Source organism: Microcystis sp. 0824 (genome assembly GCF_003112475.1).
GTDB lineage: Bacteria > Cyanobacteriota > Cyanobacteriia > Cyanobacteriales > Microcystaceae > Microcystis > Microcystis aeruginosa_C.
This window is the reverse complement of the sequence record NZ_BDSM01000025.1, coordinates 116431-133256: the sequence shown is the minus strand read 5'-3', so window position 1 is coordinate 133256 and position 16826 is coordinate 116431. Positions and strand designations below refer to the sequence as shown.

Annotated in this window: 15 protein-coding genes and 3 pseudogenes; 8 read left to right on the top strand and 10 right to left on the bottom strand. The window is 42.7% G+C overall.

Annotated elements, in window-relative coordinates; all coding sequences use genetic code 11:
* Position 1 precedes the first annotated feature (1 nt).
* Positions 2-717 (bottom strand): annotated as a pseudogene (locus N0824_RS10355) (transposase); the annotation flags it as partial.
* Positions 718-886: 169 nt separating this feature from the next.
* Here N0824_RS10355 and N0824_RS10350 point away from each other — a divergent pair.
* A pseudogene (locus tag N0824_RS10350) lies at positions 887-2545 on the top strand (IS1634 family transposase).
* A 227-nt stretch (positions 2546-2772) separates the two neighbouring features.
* On the opposite strand, the gene N0824_RS20705 reads toward N0824_RS10350, so the two are convergent.
* On the bottom strand, positions 2773-2928 hold the full coding sequence (locus N0824_RS20705; protein WP_158269547.1) for a hypothetical protein: 156 nt from the start codon (positions 2926-2928) through the stop codon (positions 2773-2775).
* A gap of 229 nt (positions 2929-3157) precedes the next feature.
* Here N0824_RS20705 and N0824_RS10345 point away from each other — a divergent pair, with 229 nt between their 5' ends.
* On the top strand, positions 3158-4387 hold the full coding sequence (locus tag N0824_RS10345) for a methyltransferase domain-containing protein (RefSeq protein WP_108936698.1): 1230 nt from the start codon (positions 3158-3160) through the stop codon (positions 4385-4387).
* Here N0824_RS10345 and N0824_RS10340 read toward each other — a convergent pair.
* The 5 genes from N0824_RS10340 to N0824_RS10320 all read right to left on the bottom strand — a co-directional run bounded on the left by N0824_RS10340 (position 4364) and on the right by N0824_RS10320 (position 9151).
* Positions 4364-5350: a DMT family transporter gene (locus tag N0824_RS10340; RefSeq protein ID WP_108936697.1), complete on the bottom strand. Its 987-nt coding sequence runs from the start codon at positions 5348-5350 to the stop codon at positions 4364-4366. The two genes, N0824_RS10345 and N0824_RS10340, sit on opposite strands and share 24 nt — an antisense overlap.
* 172 nt (positions 5351-5522) lie before the next feature.
* Positions 5523-6566: an AI-2E family transporter gene (locus N0824_RS10335; RefSeq protein ID WP_108936696.1), complete on the bottom strand. Its 1044-nt coding sequence runs from the start codon at positions 6564-6566 to the stop codon at positions 5523-5525.
* Positions 6567-6595: 29 nt separating this feature from the next.
* Positions 6596-7456, bottom strand: coding sequence for a shikimate dehydrogenase (locus N0824_RS10330; protein WP_108936695.1), 861 nt, complete (start codon positions 7454-7456; stop codon positions 6596-6598).
* Between the two features lie 65 nt (positions 7457-7521).
* On the bottom strand, positions 7522-7899 hold the full coding sequence (locus N0824_RS10325; protein ID WP_052277890.1) for a hypothetical protein: 378 nt from the start codon (positions 7897-7899) through the stop codon (positions 7522-7524).
* A gap of 256 nt (positions 7900-8155) precedes the next feature.
* A complete protein-coding gene (locus N0824_RS10320; protein WP_108936694.1) occupies positions 8156-9151 on the bottom strand; it encodes an amino acid ABC transporter permease in 996 nt (331 codons plus the stop codon).
* Positions 9152-9236: 85 nt separating this feature from the next.
* Between N0824_RS10320 and N0824_RS10315 the strand changes: the two genes are divergently transcribed.
* The 3 genes from N0824_RS10315 (at position 9237) to N0824_RS10300 (ending at position 11163) form a co-directional block, all read left to right on the top strand.
* Positions 9237-9752 (top strand): single-stranded DNA-binding protein, encoded by a 516-nt coding sequence (locus N0824_RS10315; RefSeq protein ID WP_108936693.1) that lies wholly within the window; start codon positions 9237-9239, stop codon positions 9750-9752.
* A gap of 206 nt (positions 9753-9958) precedes the next feature.
* Positions 9959-10210, top strand: a complete 252-nt coding sequence (locus N0824_RS10310; protein WP_043995814.1) for a UPF0175 family protein — start codon at positions 9959-9961, stop codon at positions 10208-10210.
* A 389-nt stretch (positions 10211-10599) separates the two neighbouring features.
* Positions 10600-11163 carry a hypothetical protein gene (locus N0824_RS10300; RefSeq protein WP_108936692.1) on the top strand — a complete coding sequence of 188 codons (564 nt, stop codon included), beginning with the start codon at positions 10600-10602 and terminating at the stop codon, positions 11161-11163.
* Between the two features lie 29 nt (positions 11164-11192).
* On the opposite strand, the gene N0824_RS10295 is transcribed toward N0824_RS10300, so the two are convergent.
* Positions 11193-12764, bottom strand: coding sequence for a Na+/H+ antiporter (locus tag N0824_RS10295; RefSeq protein ID WP_108936691.1), 1572 nt, complete (start codon positions 12762-12764; stop codon positions 11193-11195).
* Positions 12765-12899: 135 nt separating this feature from the next.
* Between N0824_RS10295 and N0824_RS10290 the strand changes: the two genes are divergently transcribed.
* Both N0824_RS10290 and N0824_RS10285 read left to right on the top strand, forming a co-directional pair.
* On the top strand, positions 12900-13439 hold the full coding sequence (locus tag N0824_RS10290; RefSeq protein WP_108936749.1) for a DUF3038 domain-containing protein: 540 nt from the start codon (positions 12900-12902) through the stop codon (positions 13437-13439).
* Positions 13440-13709: 270 nt separating this feature from the next.
* Positions 13710-15047: a DUF4335 domain-containing protein gene (locus N0824_RS10285; RefSeq protein ID WP_108936690.1), complete on the top strand. Its 1338-nt coding sequence runs from the start codon at positions 13710-13712 to the stop codon at positions 15045-15047.
* A gap of 151 nt (positions 15048-15198) precedes the next feature.
* On the opposite strand, the gene N0824_RS10280 is transcribed toward N0824_RS10285, so the two are convergent.
* Positions 15199-15465, bottom strand: a complete 267-nt coding sequence (locus N0824_RS10280; protein WP_002737176.1) for a TIGR02450 family Trp-rich protein — start codon at positions 15463-15465, stop codon at positions 15199-15201.
* A gap of 169 nt (positions 15466-15634) precedes the next feature.
* On the opposite strand from N0824_RS10280, the pseudogene N0824_RS10275 reads away from it, so the two are divergent.
* A pseudogene (locus N0824_RS10275) lies at positions 15635-15936 on the top strand (IS5/IS1182 family transposase); the annotation flags it as partial.
* A gap of 616 nt (positions 15937-16552) precedes the next feature.
* Here the strand turns inward: N0824_RS10275 and N0824_RS10270 are convergent.
* Positions 16553-16789, bottom strand: coding sequence for a thioredoxin family protein (locus tag N0824_RS10270; RefSeq protein WP_108936689.1), 237 nt, complete (start codon positions 16787-16789; stop codon positions 16553-16555).
* Positions 16790-16826: the final 37 nt, after the last annotated feature.

Genomic DNA, 16826 nt, shown 5'->3' with positions numbered 1-16826 from the left:
CCTAGGCAAAATTAATTACATACTCGCCTCCAAAATTGTCCAGCACTTTTTTAACGTAAGCAAGGAGGCTCTTTCGGTCTTTATAGGCGCTAAATTCAATCCATTCATATTTTAAAAATCTCCATATAGCGGTGTGCAGTCGTATGAGGTACAGTATCACGAGCTATAAACCATGCTAGGCAAAGCTTGGTCTGTATCTCACTCAAGCGCTTACCGCTATAATATTTCAATTAAATTTAAATGAGGTGAATAAGTGGGCAACCAAAATATTTTCAAGTTTTTCTTTTCCCATTCCTCAAGTTTCTCGATAAATGCATCGCTGGTATGAATGGAAGCTTGGTCAATTATTATGACAGTTTTTTTCTGTATATTTTGGCAATATTTATCCAGAAAATTGATAACTATCTCGCTAGTAACCGTTCCGACCTGTGTCTCATAAAATAATTGATTATCTCGTTTCATTATTCCTAAAATATTTAGTCTTTTACCTTCAATTGGTGGTAACTTTATCGTGGTTTTTTCTTCTGGCCAAGCCTAAGGAATACAAGGCTTTGAATCCCATCCCATTTCATCCAAATATCCTATCTCAATCTCTCCTCTTTTTTCCTGTTTTTTGAGTTCTTCTAAAATAGGTAGTTTGACCTCAAGCTCCCACTCATCAGGGGTTTTGGCAACCCCTCTTCTCACCCTTTTCCACCTCATGTTGATTTTTTTTATGCCCACATTCCGCACCCTCAACTGTCACATAAGCTGTCCCCCTCCAGAGACTTGAGTAAAAATACTTAGCTGGTGAAGGTTTTCTCGGCACCAGTTAGGGGGTCTTGAGACCCCTAATTATGAAAAAATAGGAATTGTTGGAAAACTTAGGCGAGTGGACTGTTCGACCATGAATCAATCAACAGAAATTGAAGTCAAAAATCTAGACCATCTGGGATTAGTAGCCGGAATTATCGATGAAATAGGAATCGTTGAAATTATCAACGAACAAGTCTCAAGTGAGCGAGGAGAAATTGTCACAGCGGGGCAAGTCGTGAAAGCAATTATCCTGAATGGATTGGGATTTGTCTCCCGGGCTTTGTATTTATTTCCTCAATTTTTTGAAGATAAAGCAACCGAACATCTGCTGGGAGAGGGCATCGAACCTAAACAATTAAATGATGATAAAATTGGTCGAGTGATGGACAAACTTTATCAACTTAATGTTTCGGGTATTTTCCTACTCATTAGTTTAGCCGCCGTGAAAAAATTTGGTGTAGGGACAGAGAATTCCCATTTAGATTCGACTTCTCTATCAGTGGAAGGAGAATATAACAAGGAATACCCAACAGTAGAAATCCTGAAATCAGGAGCAGTTGGAGAAAAAATTGAAACCAGACAACAGCCAATAAAAATTACCTAGGGATACTCCCGCGACCGAAGACCTGACTTAAAACAATTTATGATTGACTTAATCGTAAGTGGGGATGGAGATGTACCTTTATTCTTGAAAGTAGGGGACGGAAATCAAGCGGACAAAGCGGTTTTTGGTCAAATCGCCCGAGAATTTAAAAAACAAGTTGACTTTGACAGTTTAATAGTCGGCGATAGCGCCCTCTATAGCAAAGAGAATTTAAAACTAATGAGAGAAATGCGTTGGTTGTCTCGAGTCCCCTTCAGCATTAAAGAGGCTCAAAAGTTAGTCGATAGCATCTCAGAAAAAGAGTTAACCGATTCAGAAATACCGGGTTATTCCTGGTGGGAAACAAGCTCTAACTATGGGGGGATAGAACAAAGATGGTTGCTAGTTGAAAGTCAAGCTAGACAAGAATCAGACTTGAAAAAATTAGAGAAAAAAATCGAGCAGGAAAAGAATTCTGCCCAAGAAAAAATCCGCCAACTATCCCGAAGAGAATTTGAGAATAGAGCGGTGGCGTTGGCGATAGCCAAAGGATTATCTGACTCCTTAAAATATCATCAGTTAACGGAGATTAAAGTCAATATCATTCCGCCTGAGTCCCAGCAGTCAAAACTTCAATCAAAAGACGATTTACCCTTTCAAAGCTATCAAGTTCAAGCCGAATTAGAGTTGAATTTGGCAGCGATTGAGAGGCTAAAGAAACGAGCAGGACGATTCGTTTTAGCAACTAACGACTTGGAGAAAAAACGATTGAGCAGTGAGGATATACTCAAAAAATATAAGGGGCAACAAGCTCCAGAAAGAGCATTTTCTTTTCTCAAAGACCCCTGCTTTTTTGCCGACATTGTCTTTCTCAAATCTCCCCATAGAATTGAGGTCATGGCCATGCTCATGGGCTTGTGCCTGCTGGTTTATACTATTGGTCAAAGACAACTTCGTTTAAGTTTAAAACAGCAGGAGACGGGACTTAAAAATCAGTTGGGTAAGTTAACTGACCGACCAACATTACGCTGGATATTTCAGAACTTTCAAGGGATTCATCTCCGACCTATTCAAGACAATCAAAAGATTAGTAACTTAACGGATGAGAGGCGCAACATTTTGAGATTTTTTCCCAAACCTTGCCAGGAATATTATCTCTTATCTTGACCAGATGGATTGACTTCAAGGGGTGACAAAACAAAGCGAGCAACTGGAACATCTCCCCCTAGATGTTAAGTCTGATTGCCTAGTCATTCTCAATAAGCACTGTTTATTGAGAATGACTGGGGGAACCCTGAAATTTTCCGCTTAGTTGCTGGCAGCTTGCCGCCAACTCAGTCCTCTAGATAAGTATTTTGACTCACGCCCCTTCCCCTTTTGAGACTTTGTGACACTTAGGGTGCGGAATGTGGGGTCAAAATTAATCTTTCTCTACCGACTTGCATCTCGACACAGGAAGTATTACCACCATAACGAACGGTTTCCGAACCTGGACAGGGAATACTCCCCCGTACTCCCCAAAATTTGATCTGGAAGCAGTTGTAGGGCATATCAGAAGCTCCTCTACTTGTGCTGATGGGATAATATAGCGGTTTTCAGTCTAGTAAGGTATGGTAAATCCCTTGATAGATAGGCGTTTCAGGGTTTCAATCGGGACTAACTTCCGTGAAAACCGCTATAGACCAGATTAGCACTCTTCCACAATTAAGTCTGTGCCTGATGACAAGCACGATGATTTACGATATTGGAAAAGGATTATAGTTTTCGGAAAAGCAAGGTATGGATTTACAGAAATTCTTAGAAAAACTGCCCCAACAGTATCAGGATTGGGGATCGGCTTTAATGTCGCCTATTTCCGAGCAATTAACCCTTTTAAGCCAAAAAATCGCCGCCTATTCCGATCGCAATCTCTTTCCCCTGCTCAATCTAGCCGTTGCCTGTCTGCAACCGGACGAGGTTTACTGTCAGGTGGGTTGTTTTCGTCGCGGTAGTTTAGTCGCCGCTTTCTGCGATAATAGCGATCGCTGCGGTTATGGCGTGGAAGCTTTTTTTAAATACGATCCATCGGGAGAAAAGCTAACTATATTATCTGAGGATTTGGAGGATTTTCAACTATCAGAACAGATATTTTTAAGCGATCAAGAAACGGAAAACTTTTTCGATGATCTGGAAGAATTAAACAGTGAAGAAAAGCTGGGAGTTTATTACTACGATGCCGCAGAAGACTATCGATCGCTCTTTATCTCCTTACTTTTAGCCAAAAACTTCTGGTCTGATTCCGCTTTAATTATCATCAATAAATGTCAGCATCCCGCTCTCCAACAGGCAATAAAAGATTTTACTAAAACCCATCCCCAAGCTCAGATAATTTTAGATGATCAAGTCGCTAATCACGGTTTGCTTGGTTTCAAAAATATTTGTTTATTAGCTTGGAATGCTCCCCCGAACATAACAGCCCTAAAATCCCCAAAAAAACTGGTTTTAAATGTGGGTTGTGGTCCCTATAATCCCGAAGCTTTACCCCAACTATTCCGCGATGGTAATTGGCAAGAAATTCGCCTCGATATTAATACTGCTGTTAACCCCGATATTTTAGGAACGATTACCGATTTAAGTGCCGTTCCCGATAACTCCGTCGATGCGGTTTTTTCTAGTCATAATTTAGAACATATTTATCATTACGAAGTTCCCATCGCCCTAGAGGAATTTAACCGCATTCTTAAACCCGAAGGCTTTTTAATGATCGTAGTTCCCGATATGCAAACTGCCGCCGAATTTGTCGCTAGAGGCGATATGGAAAATGAACCTTTATATATTTCTCCCGGAGGTCCCGTGCGCGCTTTGTGGATGTTTTACGGCATGGGAACAGAAGTTCCCGGGATGCCCTATATGGCTCATAAAACTGGTTTTACTTCTCAAAATCTTAACCAAAAATTACAAGAGGCAAATTTTGCCAGAGTCGAGGTAATTCGCACGGAATTTGAATTAGTTGCTTTTGGGTATAAGTGAGGAAAGATTAGCAAAAATTGCCCGCACTTGTGGGGAGATTCTTTCCCTTTGATTGATTAAATAAATACTAACGAGGGTTAAAGATACCCCCACCCATTGCAATACACTTAACATCTCACCGAGGAATAAATTCCCGAAACTGAGGGCAAAAACCGGAGTTAAAAAAGTTAAAGAACTTAAACTGGTTAAATTGCCCTTGGCGGCTAAATAAAAGAATATTCCATAGGCGATCGCACTACCAAAAATCGTGGCATAACTTAAAGCTAACCAACCATTTAAATCTATATTCTGCCATTGATGGGATTCGGTGAAACCTGAAGCTAAAAATAGCGGCAATCCTCCTAAAATCATGTGCCATCCCGTGGCGCTGACGGGATCCGCATGACGACAGACAAACCGGATTAAGACTGTTCCCACCGCCATGGATAGGGAAGCCAAAAGCATGAGCATTTCGCCGCTATTTAGTAATTCCTGCCAACTAAAGTCAATATTTACCGCTTTTTGTCCAAAAAAGTCATAAAACCATTGATCTGGCAAGCCAATTAAACTAATTCCCCCAATCCCTAAACTCAATCCCAACCATCCCCAGACACCGATAACTTCTTTAAATAGCCAACTGGACATTAAAGCCACCGCTAGAGGTTGGGAGTCAATAATTACCGAGCCTAACCCCGCCCCGGTGCGATTTAATCCCAATGCCAGAAAACCTTGAAAAAGAGTGGCATCCATCAGAGCAAAAAGGGCAATCCATAGCCACGCTTGCAGGGTTTTGGGCTGAGGACGACCTAAAAACCAAGCTACCATTAAAACTAACATTCCGGCGGGAACCAGGCGAATTGCCGCCATAAATAGGGGGGTGGTGTGGGGGATAACACCCTTCATCGCTACCATCGCTGTTCCCCAGAGAAAAAACGGTGAGATAAGTAAGAGGGGCGAGGATTTCTTTAAATCTAAGTTTTCCATAGGTAGCGATCGAGTTTTGTGGATAAGTAGGTAGGTGTTAAAAATTGTCAGACACACCCCTTATTAAGGGGGGATTAAGGGGGGATCAAAGGCAAAATCTATCTTATATTTAATTATAACTACTTACTTAACAAATTTCCCTAATTGTATAGTAGAGACCGAGGATCGGCTCTTAATTCTCTTGACTTTCTCCTAACTGATTTTCCTCTAAAGCTGTTATTGGTTTTTCTTGACTCGATCCGATCCAGATCGCAATCATCCCAGCGATAGGAATGGAGAGAAAAACCCCTAATAATCCCGCAATTCTTTCGCCGATAAAGAGGGATAAAAATAAAATTACTGGGTTTAATTCTAGGGCATTGCCCATAACTTTAGGGCGAATAATATTATCTTGAATTTGCACCAAGACAACACAGACAATAAAAGCTTTAACCGCAACTGCTGGTCCCTGGGAGGTAAAAGTCAAGATAGTTACCAACAAAATGCCCAGGGTTGCCCCGATACCCGGGATAGCATCGATGACACCGAGAATACCCGCTAAAATTAGCCCGTATTTGATTCCTAATACCGAAAAACTCAAGAAACTCGTCACCGATAAAAAGAGCATTAACAACAGTTGCCCGCGAATAAATCCCAGAAAACTTTGTCGAAAAGACTTGGCAAAACGCTCCCGGTATGCTAGGGGGAGAAGTTGCAAAAAACCTCGCCAAAGTTTATCACCATCGATGAGCATATAAACACTGATCACCGCCCCGAAAACGCCGGTAAAGACACTGGAAAAAACCCCTTGTACGATCGATAAACCCGTGGCTAAACCGGTTTGTAAGCTTCCCACCATTTTATTCAAATCTAATCGATCGAGAAAGTCTTGAAAGGGCAAAAAATCTTTTTGACTGAGGGCATCGGTAAGATTAAATAGTAGTCCTCTCCCCTGATTAACTGCTTCTAATCCTATGCCTGTGACTAATCCAAATAGGAGTATAAAAGCTGCTAGGGTGGTAATAGCAATGGCTAGTCCTCTCGGTAGATAACGGGATAACCAAACCACGGGATAATTTAATAGGGCGGCCAGGATCGCTGAACCGGTAAAAATAGCGATCATCCCGTAGAAATAGTTAATTAAGATAATCAGACTCCAGCCACAGCCAAATAATAATAGATAGCGTACTAGAATCGAGTTATTCAGAGTTTTCCAAAAGGAGCTAGAAGGGGGCATAAATAAAGCTAGAAATAGGATTTTAGCATTTAGAATTGTTTTAACAAAGCTTCCCGCATGACCGAGACGGGGACGGGTTGACCTAACCAGATTTCTAGTGCGATCGCTCCCTGATTAACTAACATTTCTAACCCATCAATAATTCTTATCCCTCTAGTCCGGGCCAACTGGAGGAATTTGGTCGGTCGGGGATTATAAATCAGATCGTAGGCGATCGCCGATGGGGGTAAAAGGTCTAATAATTCTAACTCTACTGGGGATTGTTCGCCCTGGGGGGACATTCCGATCGGGGTAGAATTAATCAGGAGTTCTGTGGTGGATACCAGCCCCTCTAATTCGTCCCAGCCATGCACTTCTAGGAGGTCATAGAGGCTGGTATTCGTCCAACTTTCTTTAAAAGGATCTAATTTCTTTTGATTGCGTCCTACCACATGAATTTCGCCACAGCCCAACTGGGCGCAAGCCACCACTACCGCCCGAGCAGCGCCGCCATTGCCTAAAATAACTGGATTCACCTGACTCCAATCTTTGTCAAGGGATTTCAAGGGTGCGAGAAAGCCATCCACATCGGTATTTGTTCCCTGCCAGCCGGTTTCCGTGCGCCAGACGGTATTAACTGCGCCTACTAGCTTTGCTTTCTCCGTAATTTGCGATAATAAGGGAATAATTGCTAATTTATGGGGAATCGTGACGCTAAAACCCTGTAGATCGATGGCATCCAAACCAGCGATCGCCGTTGCTAAATTTTCTGGCGCGATCGGGAGGGGAAGATAGACATAATTTAGCCCCAAGGCATCGATAGCGGCATTGTGCATGAGAGGAGAAAGAGTATGGCCGATAGGATCGCCGATTACGCCTAATAACTTGGTTTTTCCGTTAATAATGGTCATAAAAAAAGGTGGGCTTTCCCCACCAAAGTTTGCTCTCAAGGGTGGCCAATGCTCACCTTACTATACTATTTCTTGATTTCGCGGGCCATTTTCAGGAAAGGATTGATATTGTCATCGTTAGCGCGACGAACGTTATCATTAGCACCGTTAGCCTTACTATTAGCCTCGGAAGTGGCCGATTTTGCCACAATACCGTTATCGGTGACTTTGCTGACTTCCATGGAAGAAATCTGTTTAATCGATTCGCCACCCTTTTTATTCGAGGCAGTTTTCGGGAAGGTACGTCGAATCGTGATCGGTGTCCGCATAAAGTCGATATTACCGAGAGTTTTAGCGTCATCGGGTTCCAAGTAAAAAGCCTCTTTCGGTTCCGGTGCGCTCATATCCATCGGTTCATCGACGTATTTCGTCTTATTGCCAAACAGGCCAAAGAATCCAGCCATTTTCTCCCTCTCCTAAATAAATATATTTACCATAAATTGCTGCTGATTGTTAAATCATATCAATATTTATGACAAAAAGCTAGGTGGGGCTTGCTGAATAAGTCTGTTGGTGGGGTTAGGAGTCAGTAGCCGGTCGTCAGGAGATTATTTTTATTTGTTCTCCCCACTCCCCAATTCATAATTCATAATTCATAATTCATAATTCCCCCACACCCCTAATTCATAATTCATAATTCATAATTCCCCCACACCCCAATCAACGCTGTTCTAACCTACGACTGGCTAGGGACATAGAATAACAGAAAATCCAGTAAATAAACGCCAAAAATAGATAAACCTCTGGATAATCGCCGATAAATTTCGGATTAGCTAAAACCGATCCTGCCATACCCAGGAGATCCACCAGTCCCACGATCGCCAGTAGAGAAGTATCCTTAAATAAACTGATAAATTGACCAACAATAGCGGGAATGACCGCTTTTAAAGCTTGGGGTAGAACGATCAATAATAAAACGAAAATCGGTTGTAAACCCAAGGCTTTGGCCGCTTCAATTTGACCTTTGGGAATCGCTTGTAAACCACCCCGGACATTTTCGGCCAGATAGGCTGCCGCAAAAAGGGTAAATCCGGCGATCGCTCTGATCACTCGTTCTGGTCTGGTCCCGGCGGGTAAAATTAAAGGTAACATCACCTGAGCCATGAATAAAATTCCCAACAAAGGTAAACCGCGCAATAATTCGATATAACCAATAGATAGACAACGAATTGCCGGTAATTCACTCTGTCTCCCCAGGGCTAATAATACCCCCAAGGGGAAAGATAAAATCATACTGGCGATCGCTACTAATAAAGTTAAGATTAAACCACTGAGATCATCGAGAGGAATTGTCGTTAAAAATAATCCCCCCAATAGCAACCAAGCGATTAAAGGTAAAGTCAATAACCAGAGCAATCCCCACCAGCGTTGGAGAAAAGCGGGGCAATTGGGGAAGCGACCCCGGTTTAATTGCCAAGAAAACAGTGATAAAGCCGCAAGTATCGTTAAAATCAGCCAAATTCGCCATATTGACTGCTCTGGATAACGACCGACCACAAATAAACCGAGATTTTCCGTCACTACAGCCCATTTTGCCCGATTTATCGCCCAATCGAGAAAACTTAAACCACCCCAGAGGCTGAGAAATAGACCCGCAAGGGTTAAGATGACGTTGTACCAAGTGTTAAAGAGATTTTTTCTTAACCAGAGTCCCATAAAATTCCCTAACCTCTACAGTGGTGATCCTCGTACTTATTCAGTACAATGGTGCTATTAGAAAAATTCAGACTAATTTTCGACCATGAACAGTTGCATTTTAATGGCTAAAATTGTCCGTCGTCCCGAATTACGTTATACCCAAGATAATCAAACTCCCTACGCTCAAATGTTAGTCGAGTTTTCTCCCAATCGTGCCGAGGCAACCCCGACTAATTTAAGGGCCGTAGCTTGGGGAAATTTAGCCTCAGAAGTCGCTCAGAACTATCATGAAGGTGATCAGGTAATTTTAGAAGGTCGTCTCTCCATGCAGACGATCGATCGTCCCGAAGGTTTTAAGGAAAAACGGGCCGAATTAGTCATTAGTCATCTCTATCATCTTGACGGCAGCGTGAGTAGCGGTGAAATGACGGCCCCGACTCCAGAAAAAGTCGTACCAATCAATACCCACAAATCGAATAAAACCGAGGTGGAGAAACCCGTCGCACCTGTCTCCACCGGGGATTTTGAATACGACGCATCCTATGAACTTTCTAATCCTTCCGCTTGGCAACCTAGGGACACATCGGTGGAGGAAAATTTAGACGATATTCCTTTCTAATCACCCCGACAGAATTAATGGCTCTTCTCGATTTTGTCTGATAATTTTTGCTTATGGAATCGTGAAATGCTGATCGGGCAAGACCTTAAGTGCTATTTGGCGGATATTCTATCAGTATAGACCTCGTTTTCACACAGAAACCAGAAGAGCCAAAGCTTTAACTGAGATATGGCGGGTTAGAGAAGAATATGCGTGAGGATGTCTCAATGAAAATTACCCTGAACCTACCGGATAACCTCAGCCAAGCCGAAACCTTTAACCAAGGCGACTGGCTCCGGGAGATTGCCATTGCACTGTTTCAGCAAGAGCGGATTTCCCTCAGTCGCGCCAGTAAAATTGCCGGGATGGAAGTCATGGACTTTCAAAAACTGCTGGCAGATCGCGGTATTTGTGTTCACTACGATGTAGAAGACTTTGAGCAGGATGTTCAGCATCTGCGCGATCGAGGCTGGCTATGATCGTCGTCAGCGATACCTCCGCCCTTGCCAATCTAGCGATTATCGATCATCTCTGGTTGCTAGAGTCAATTTACCAAACCGTGTTAGCGAAATTTTGAACCCTATTACCGAATCTGACACACCGCGCCACAATCCCTCACGGAAGGCGATCGGTCGCCTGAGAAGCAGTAACACAGGGGAAAATACCTGAAACTCTTTCCCCTATGAATCCCTAAGCTAGGGAGAAGAATATAAAGATTTATTAAATTGTAGCTTAGGATACAGTTGTGGGGGGGGGAGTGTGTACCTTTGTTGGAAAGTCGTCTTTGGGGTTGGGTTGCGCTGTCGCTTAACCAAACCTACAAAGGCTAATTTTGCCTACAACTTAAATCCATACAGGAGTAGATTCTATGGCAAGTGAGTATCAAATTGAGGTTACAGTAATTCAAGATAGTCAGGTGAGAAAAATACATTCACTTTTGACTCTTTCCTGTGTTGCTACAACGGCAATTCTGCTCCTATTGTTCGATGGAAAAACCCATGCAGGCCAGTGTCTGCGCCCAGGTGCGCGATCAAGGATAGACGAAGAAATGACTACGATACGAGTGCAAATTGATGGACTTGTAAGGAGAGTTTATAACCTGCGAAAAGATCTTGATGAAGCTCAGAGAGTAGCCAGTAAAACTTTTCTTTTTTCATTTGAATCTACCTTAGCAGTTACTTTAGCACAATTTGTAACTATCCCGAAATTAAACGCACAAATAGAATATGGTCAGAATCTGATTGATCAGCACTGGAAGCATTGGAATAGGTATAATGACTATTTAAAACTTCCTGATTGTGAGCAATCTCCTCCTACTCCTCCTCCTGTTCATGATCGAACGCCCCCTCGTCCTGACCAATGTGTCGAGAGGTCAGATTCTGATGAATCTGTACCCCACGTATGTCAGAATCTTACGGGTACAAAACAATAAAAAGTTCAGGTATATACCCCAACATAGTCCTACTGTTCAGTAATTTTACTTTCAGCGAGAATTTCTTGGAGGACGGGGGATAAATTGCTAGTTAAACGGCCGGATCGAATAAATTCAGCGTAGGTATCAGCTTCGATATCTAAGAGGGTTTCCCGAAGTTGTTCCATTGTTAATAGCTGTAATTGGGGATAACTATCGTTGAGAGATTGTATTTCCGCTTCTACAGTCTTTAACTTTTCTTTGACGAGGTGCTGCTCATAACTAAAAAATTCTGGGGCAACATCGGGAGATTTATCTAATTTAGAAAGATAGTCTAAAACCCTTTTTAAAGCTACCCGTCGGGCTAAAAGTTCCGCATAGTTTTCTCGAATTGGTTGATCACCGATCAAGTCTAATCTCGATAGGAAAGTTTGAATAGTTAATCCTTGAACCAAAAGGGTAAAGAGAACAACTCCGAAGACGATATCGATGATATCCTGACGATTGGGAAAAATAACCGGCACACTTAAAGCTAGGGCAATAGAAACGGAACCGCGCAAACCTCCCCACCATAAAACCGTTTTTTCCCGCCAATTAATTTTAGTTTCCATCAAGGCATTACTAACAGTTGCCAAAGCAAAGGTAGCCAGAAAACGGGCTGCTACCACGGCGGCGATCGTGATAAAAATTAAATTGAGATTATCGGCTAAACTAGAGAGACGTATCTGATCGCCGATGAGGAGAAAAACGATCGAATTGACAAAAAAAGCGAGAAACTCCCAGAATTCCGTGACTAATAGGCGGGTACGGGGACTCATACTAATTCTAGAGCCAAAATTACCTAAAATAATCCCCGTAGTCACCACTCCGATTACCCCCGAACCCCCGAACTCCTCGGTTAATAAATAAGCACCGTAGGCGGACACAAGAGTTAAAGACTGTTCCACTAGGGGTAAATCCAGACGTTGAGTCAGATAGGAGATACCAAAACCCACTAAACAACCCACTGCCACCCCGATACCGATAAAAGCCGCAATCCGGCTAATGGTTGTCTCTAAGGATAGACCACTAGCACCGAGGGGAATTTCCACCAAAAGAGCGAAAGCGACCACAGCAACCCCATCATTAAATAAGCTTTCCCCTTCCAAAAGCACGGTGAGGTTTTTACTGGCCCCTAATTCGCGAAAAAGAGCGACAACAGCGACGGGATCCGTAGAAGAAAGGCTCGCACCCACTAATAATGCCGTAAATAGGGGTAAATTGGTCAATTCATCTAGGGTAAAACCAACCCCGAAAATCGAGATAATTACGCCGACAATAGCGAAAAGACTGACGGGAATCCAATTATCCTTCAGATCTCGCCAGCGCGTATTCCAAGCGGCTTCAAATAGCAAAGGGGGCAGAAAAATTTCTAGAATCAGTTCGGGGGATAGGTTCACCAGACGGATATCGATAAAGGCTAAACCTAAACCGACTATCACTAACAATAGGGTGTAAGGAATTTGGCGAAACCAGCTAAAAATCCTCGAAACCGTGGCCACACTCAGGGAAACGGACAAAACAATTAGAAATTGTTCCAAATTTTGCTTAATGACTTCATCGGTAGCGGATTCTAAACTCATTGGGTGGGAGGCAATCGGTGAGCGGACGTGCAAGAAAAGAACAATCTCAATTATTATGACACTTTAGAACCAGTGATTTTTTCTCCTAAACCCAAGTTTTTCTGCTGGCAATTCCTTTTATCTATGTCCTTGACTATGCCTCAGTCTGCCGAGTCCTCCACGGGTGAGGATTTACCCCTAGCTATCTCACCCAGTAACGAGCAGTTAGAGAGTATTAATAGCTATTTAAACCTGATTTTGGCAGCTTTAGTCTCTCTAGCTAATTTAGACTCCGATTCTATCACCCAAGCAGCCCAAGAATTAGCCTTAGATGCAGATACAAGCGATCGCCTAGTTGCCCACCACTGGCAACCCCAGTCAAACCTCTCCCTAGCGGACATCCGTTCTCTAGTTCTCCTCCTCTGTCATCTAGCCCAAAAAAAGCAAGAGTTAATCCGTCGCGCTGTAATTCTCTTGGAACAAGTGGGAACTCAAGGACAAGAACCAGTCAAAACCACGCTTTTGGGCAATTATATCGATAATTTTCGCTTAAAATACCCAGAAATATCGGAAAATAATCTCAGTGATTCTAGCCTTGCTTCCCTAGCTTGGAAATTATTAATCGATTTATTGTTCTACAGCAGCCCCCGCAGTCATCTCCTTCTCTGGCACACCCTTTTGACAAGTAAAAAATAAAAAGCCTATCAGTTATAGCGGTAAGCGCTTGAGTGAGATACAGACCAAGCTTTGCCTAGCATGGTTTATAGCTCGTGACACTGTACCTCATACGACTGCACACCGCTATATCAGTTATCAGATGTAAGTTATCAGATGTAAGTTTTCAGTTCACTGATTACTGTTTACTGTTTACTGGACGGCTACGCCGTGCCTTTGGCAACACTGAAAAAAAGCTTCCCAGTTCATAATTCATAATTCATAATTTATAATTCCCGCCGATAACCAAAAATGAGTAATCTAATTCGCAAATATACACCCCCCACCTGTACCCTAGAAATTTGGGGAAATAGTTCGCCCCTAGCGGTTTGGCTAGGTAAAAATGTCTTAAAGGATGCCCACTTTCAATTGCGCTTTGATGATCCTAGATTGAGTGAGGAAAAACAGGTGACGATCAAAGGCGATCGCACACAATTACAACTACTAGGGGAAATTGTCGCTAATTATGTGCAGAATTTACTCTCTAGTCCCGTTTCTACCCTCTCTTTCGTGGCTAGTGGTTCCCCCGAAAGTCATCTCCCCTCCTTGCCTTCTCTCCGTTGTCGGGGACTTCTGCAGCATCAATTATTTTTGGGTTCCCTGCTAACCGATAGGGATAAACAGGAGATCGAATTAACCACATCGCAATTATTCGATCTAGCCAATGCTTTAGGGGAATATAACCATGAAAGTCCCCTAATACCCCCATTAATTCGCCAGAAAACTCGAAAAAATGCCCTGATCTGGACGGGATTAATCGCCTCAGCCCTAATAACTATCGGGGGAATAGCGATCGCATTTTATCAACGGCAAGAAGTGGTCAACAATGATTTAACCAGCGATCCCAATAACGCCAAGATTCCCCAACCCTTGCCAACGCTGCCTTTACCCCCCACGGGAACAGCCGCCCCAAACCCGCAGTTACCGGCAAATTTGGGCAATAAAACCCCTTTACCGCCACCGCCCCCCGTGGGAACCGTTCCAGCCCCAGTTCGCCCCTCTAGCGTCCCCCTAGTGATTCCGCCGCCCACTTTACCGCCGCCACCAGTCACGGGTTCGCTTCCCGGCGGCACGGCGATCGTAATTGAACCGAATAATCAGAACATCCCGATTACTGCCCCCCCCGTCACTGGCGCTCAGGGTACAAATGCACTGGCAAATCTTCCCCCCACCACGATGAATCCGACTCCAGCACCGCCAAAATTGCCCAATTTACCGCCTCTAAGCCCTATTAACCCCGAAAATGCCAATTTAGACCCCAAACCGCCTACAAGCACCGCTAAAGCCCCAGAGACTAATTTACTAGATACAATTCCCCAAGTGGCAGAAACCAGAGAATATTTTCAATCCCGTTGGCAACCGCCGGAAAGTCTCAAGCATACTCTAGAGTACCGTTTGGTCTTAAATCAGGATGGTTCCCTAAAACAGATTATTCCCCTGGGACAGGCGGCGAAAATCTATCTCGATCGCACTAATATGCCCCTGCTCAATCAACCTTTCGTTTCTCCCCTCGATATCTCCGGTAATCCCCAATTGCGCCTGGTTCTCGGTTCTGATGCTACGGTGCGGACTTTTATGGAACAGCAATAGGCTGTACTGCATTTAAGTAGCTGGTTATAATTAAATTAAAAATTGATTTTAGGTTCGATCCCCCCTGCCCCCCTTGATAAGGGGGGTGCCGATAGGCGGGGGGATCCCCCTTAATAAGGGGGGCATCTGATAATTTTTAACGCCTACCTACTTAATTTACAATAATCTCGTCGGCGCTGTCGGGTTGGTTCATTTCTGTTAGGGTTTGCCAACCTGATTGCCAGAGATTCGCGTCTTGCAACTGTTTAGCATTAATCCAGAAGCGGACGGTCGGATCGCAGGAAGCGACTAATTCGGCAAAAACCCATTGACCGCGATTTTGACGATTGACCACTTGAAAATGTCGCCAGCCCCATGTTTTTTGTTTTGCCGTCCATTTTGATCCCAAGAGATGGGGATATTTCTGTTTTTTGGGCATAAAAGTTAAGACACCTGAGTTCGGGATAGGCTAAAACCCTTATATTAGACCTTTTTCATAATTTTTTTATGGTATAATTGAGCTTCTTGCTTTTTTCTCGATTTTTAGATGGAAGTGGAAAAAAGAATAAAATGTGATCTTAGCTCGGGAAATCATCCATACTTCTGCTATATTGATTAGCAAAATTATGGATTATCAAAACTTATCAGATGAACATTTCAAACGCCGTTTCGGTGTGTATAAACAAACCTATAGAAAGATGGTAGAATCAGTAAAAAGTGTTGAAGCCGACTCTAATTGTAAATAAGACGAAAAAAATGCTTTTACCATCGGGAAACTTCCGTTTAAAAGGAAAAAAAGCTTGACTAAATCAAGCAGAGATACCGGTCGTAACGGTAATGGATGTGACGGAAACTCCCCTGGAACGCACCCAAAAGAAACAGAAAGATTTTTTTTTCAGGTAAAAGAGGTTAAGTAGTCGGAATCGTCGTCGAAGATATAGTTTAAGAGTTAACTTGTTGGCGGCTATTTATAACTGTGAGTTAGGTATAGCTACTTCTTAAAAGTTGCCAAACATTAATCAAGTCAAGGAGAATTTACTCTCAATTATAGCGCTTTTCACGTTACTGAGGTATCAACAAGTTTTGCCAACAAAGGGTTTAAGCCCCTTGCCCATACCTCATTCTGATGAAAACTGCTATATAAAAATTGAGATAGTTTCTGCAGCTCAAATAAAGAGGTTTTTATAACCAAATTAAAGCAGCTCTAAAGAGTTTTGAGTTAGAAGTAAAACTTCAAGTTTTCATCCAGAACTAACGTACGAATTAACTAATTTTTAGGGTAAAATTAGTTAACCGATCATTATAACATATAATTATAGTGTTTCCCATGCATAAAAGGTACATTTTCGAGCTTAAAAAGCTTAATCAGCAAAGGTCTAACTGTGCCGTACAGGTACGAGAACCGCTATAATTTGCAAGAGTTCTAATGAGTTCCTTTTGGGATTGGCATCTCCTTAATTATATAATCATAATATTATAGGTGACACAACCCCAAAACAGGATACTCTTTTATTTTGATTTAAAGGTTATTTCAGAGCATCAAGAGAAGCCCCAAAATTAATATGGAAGGGAGTTTTAGCAATCACTAAAGCAGGGACTGATTTAACCCCTAGATCCTCCGCTTCTGCCAGACGAGATTTGTCATACCCTAGATGAACTACTTCAACTTCATATTCAGAGGGATTGAGTGCCGTAACAAACTGTTTTTCGGCGGCGACACAAACGGGGCATCCTGCATGATAAAAAACTGCTTTTTGAGTCATAATAATTCTCCAGTAAACAAGATATGTGTAACAAGAG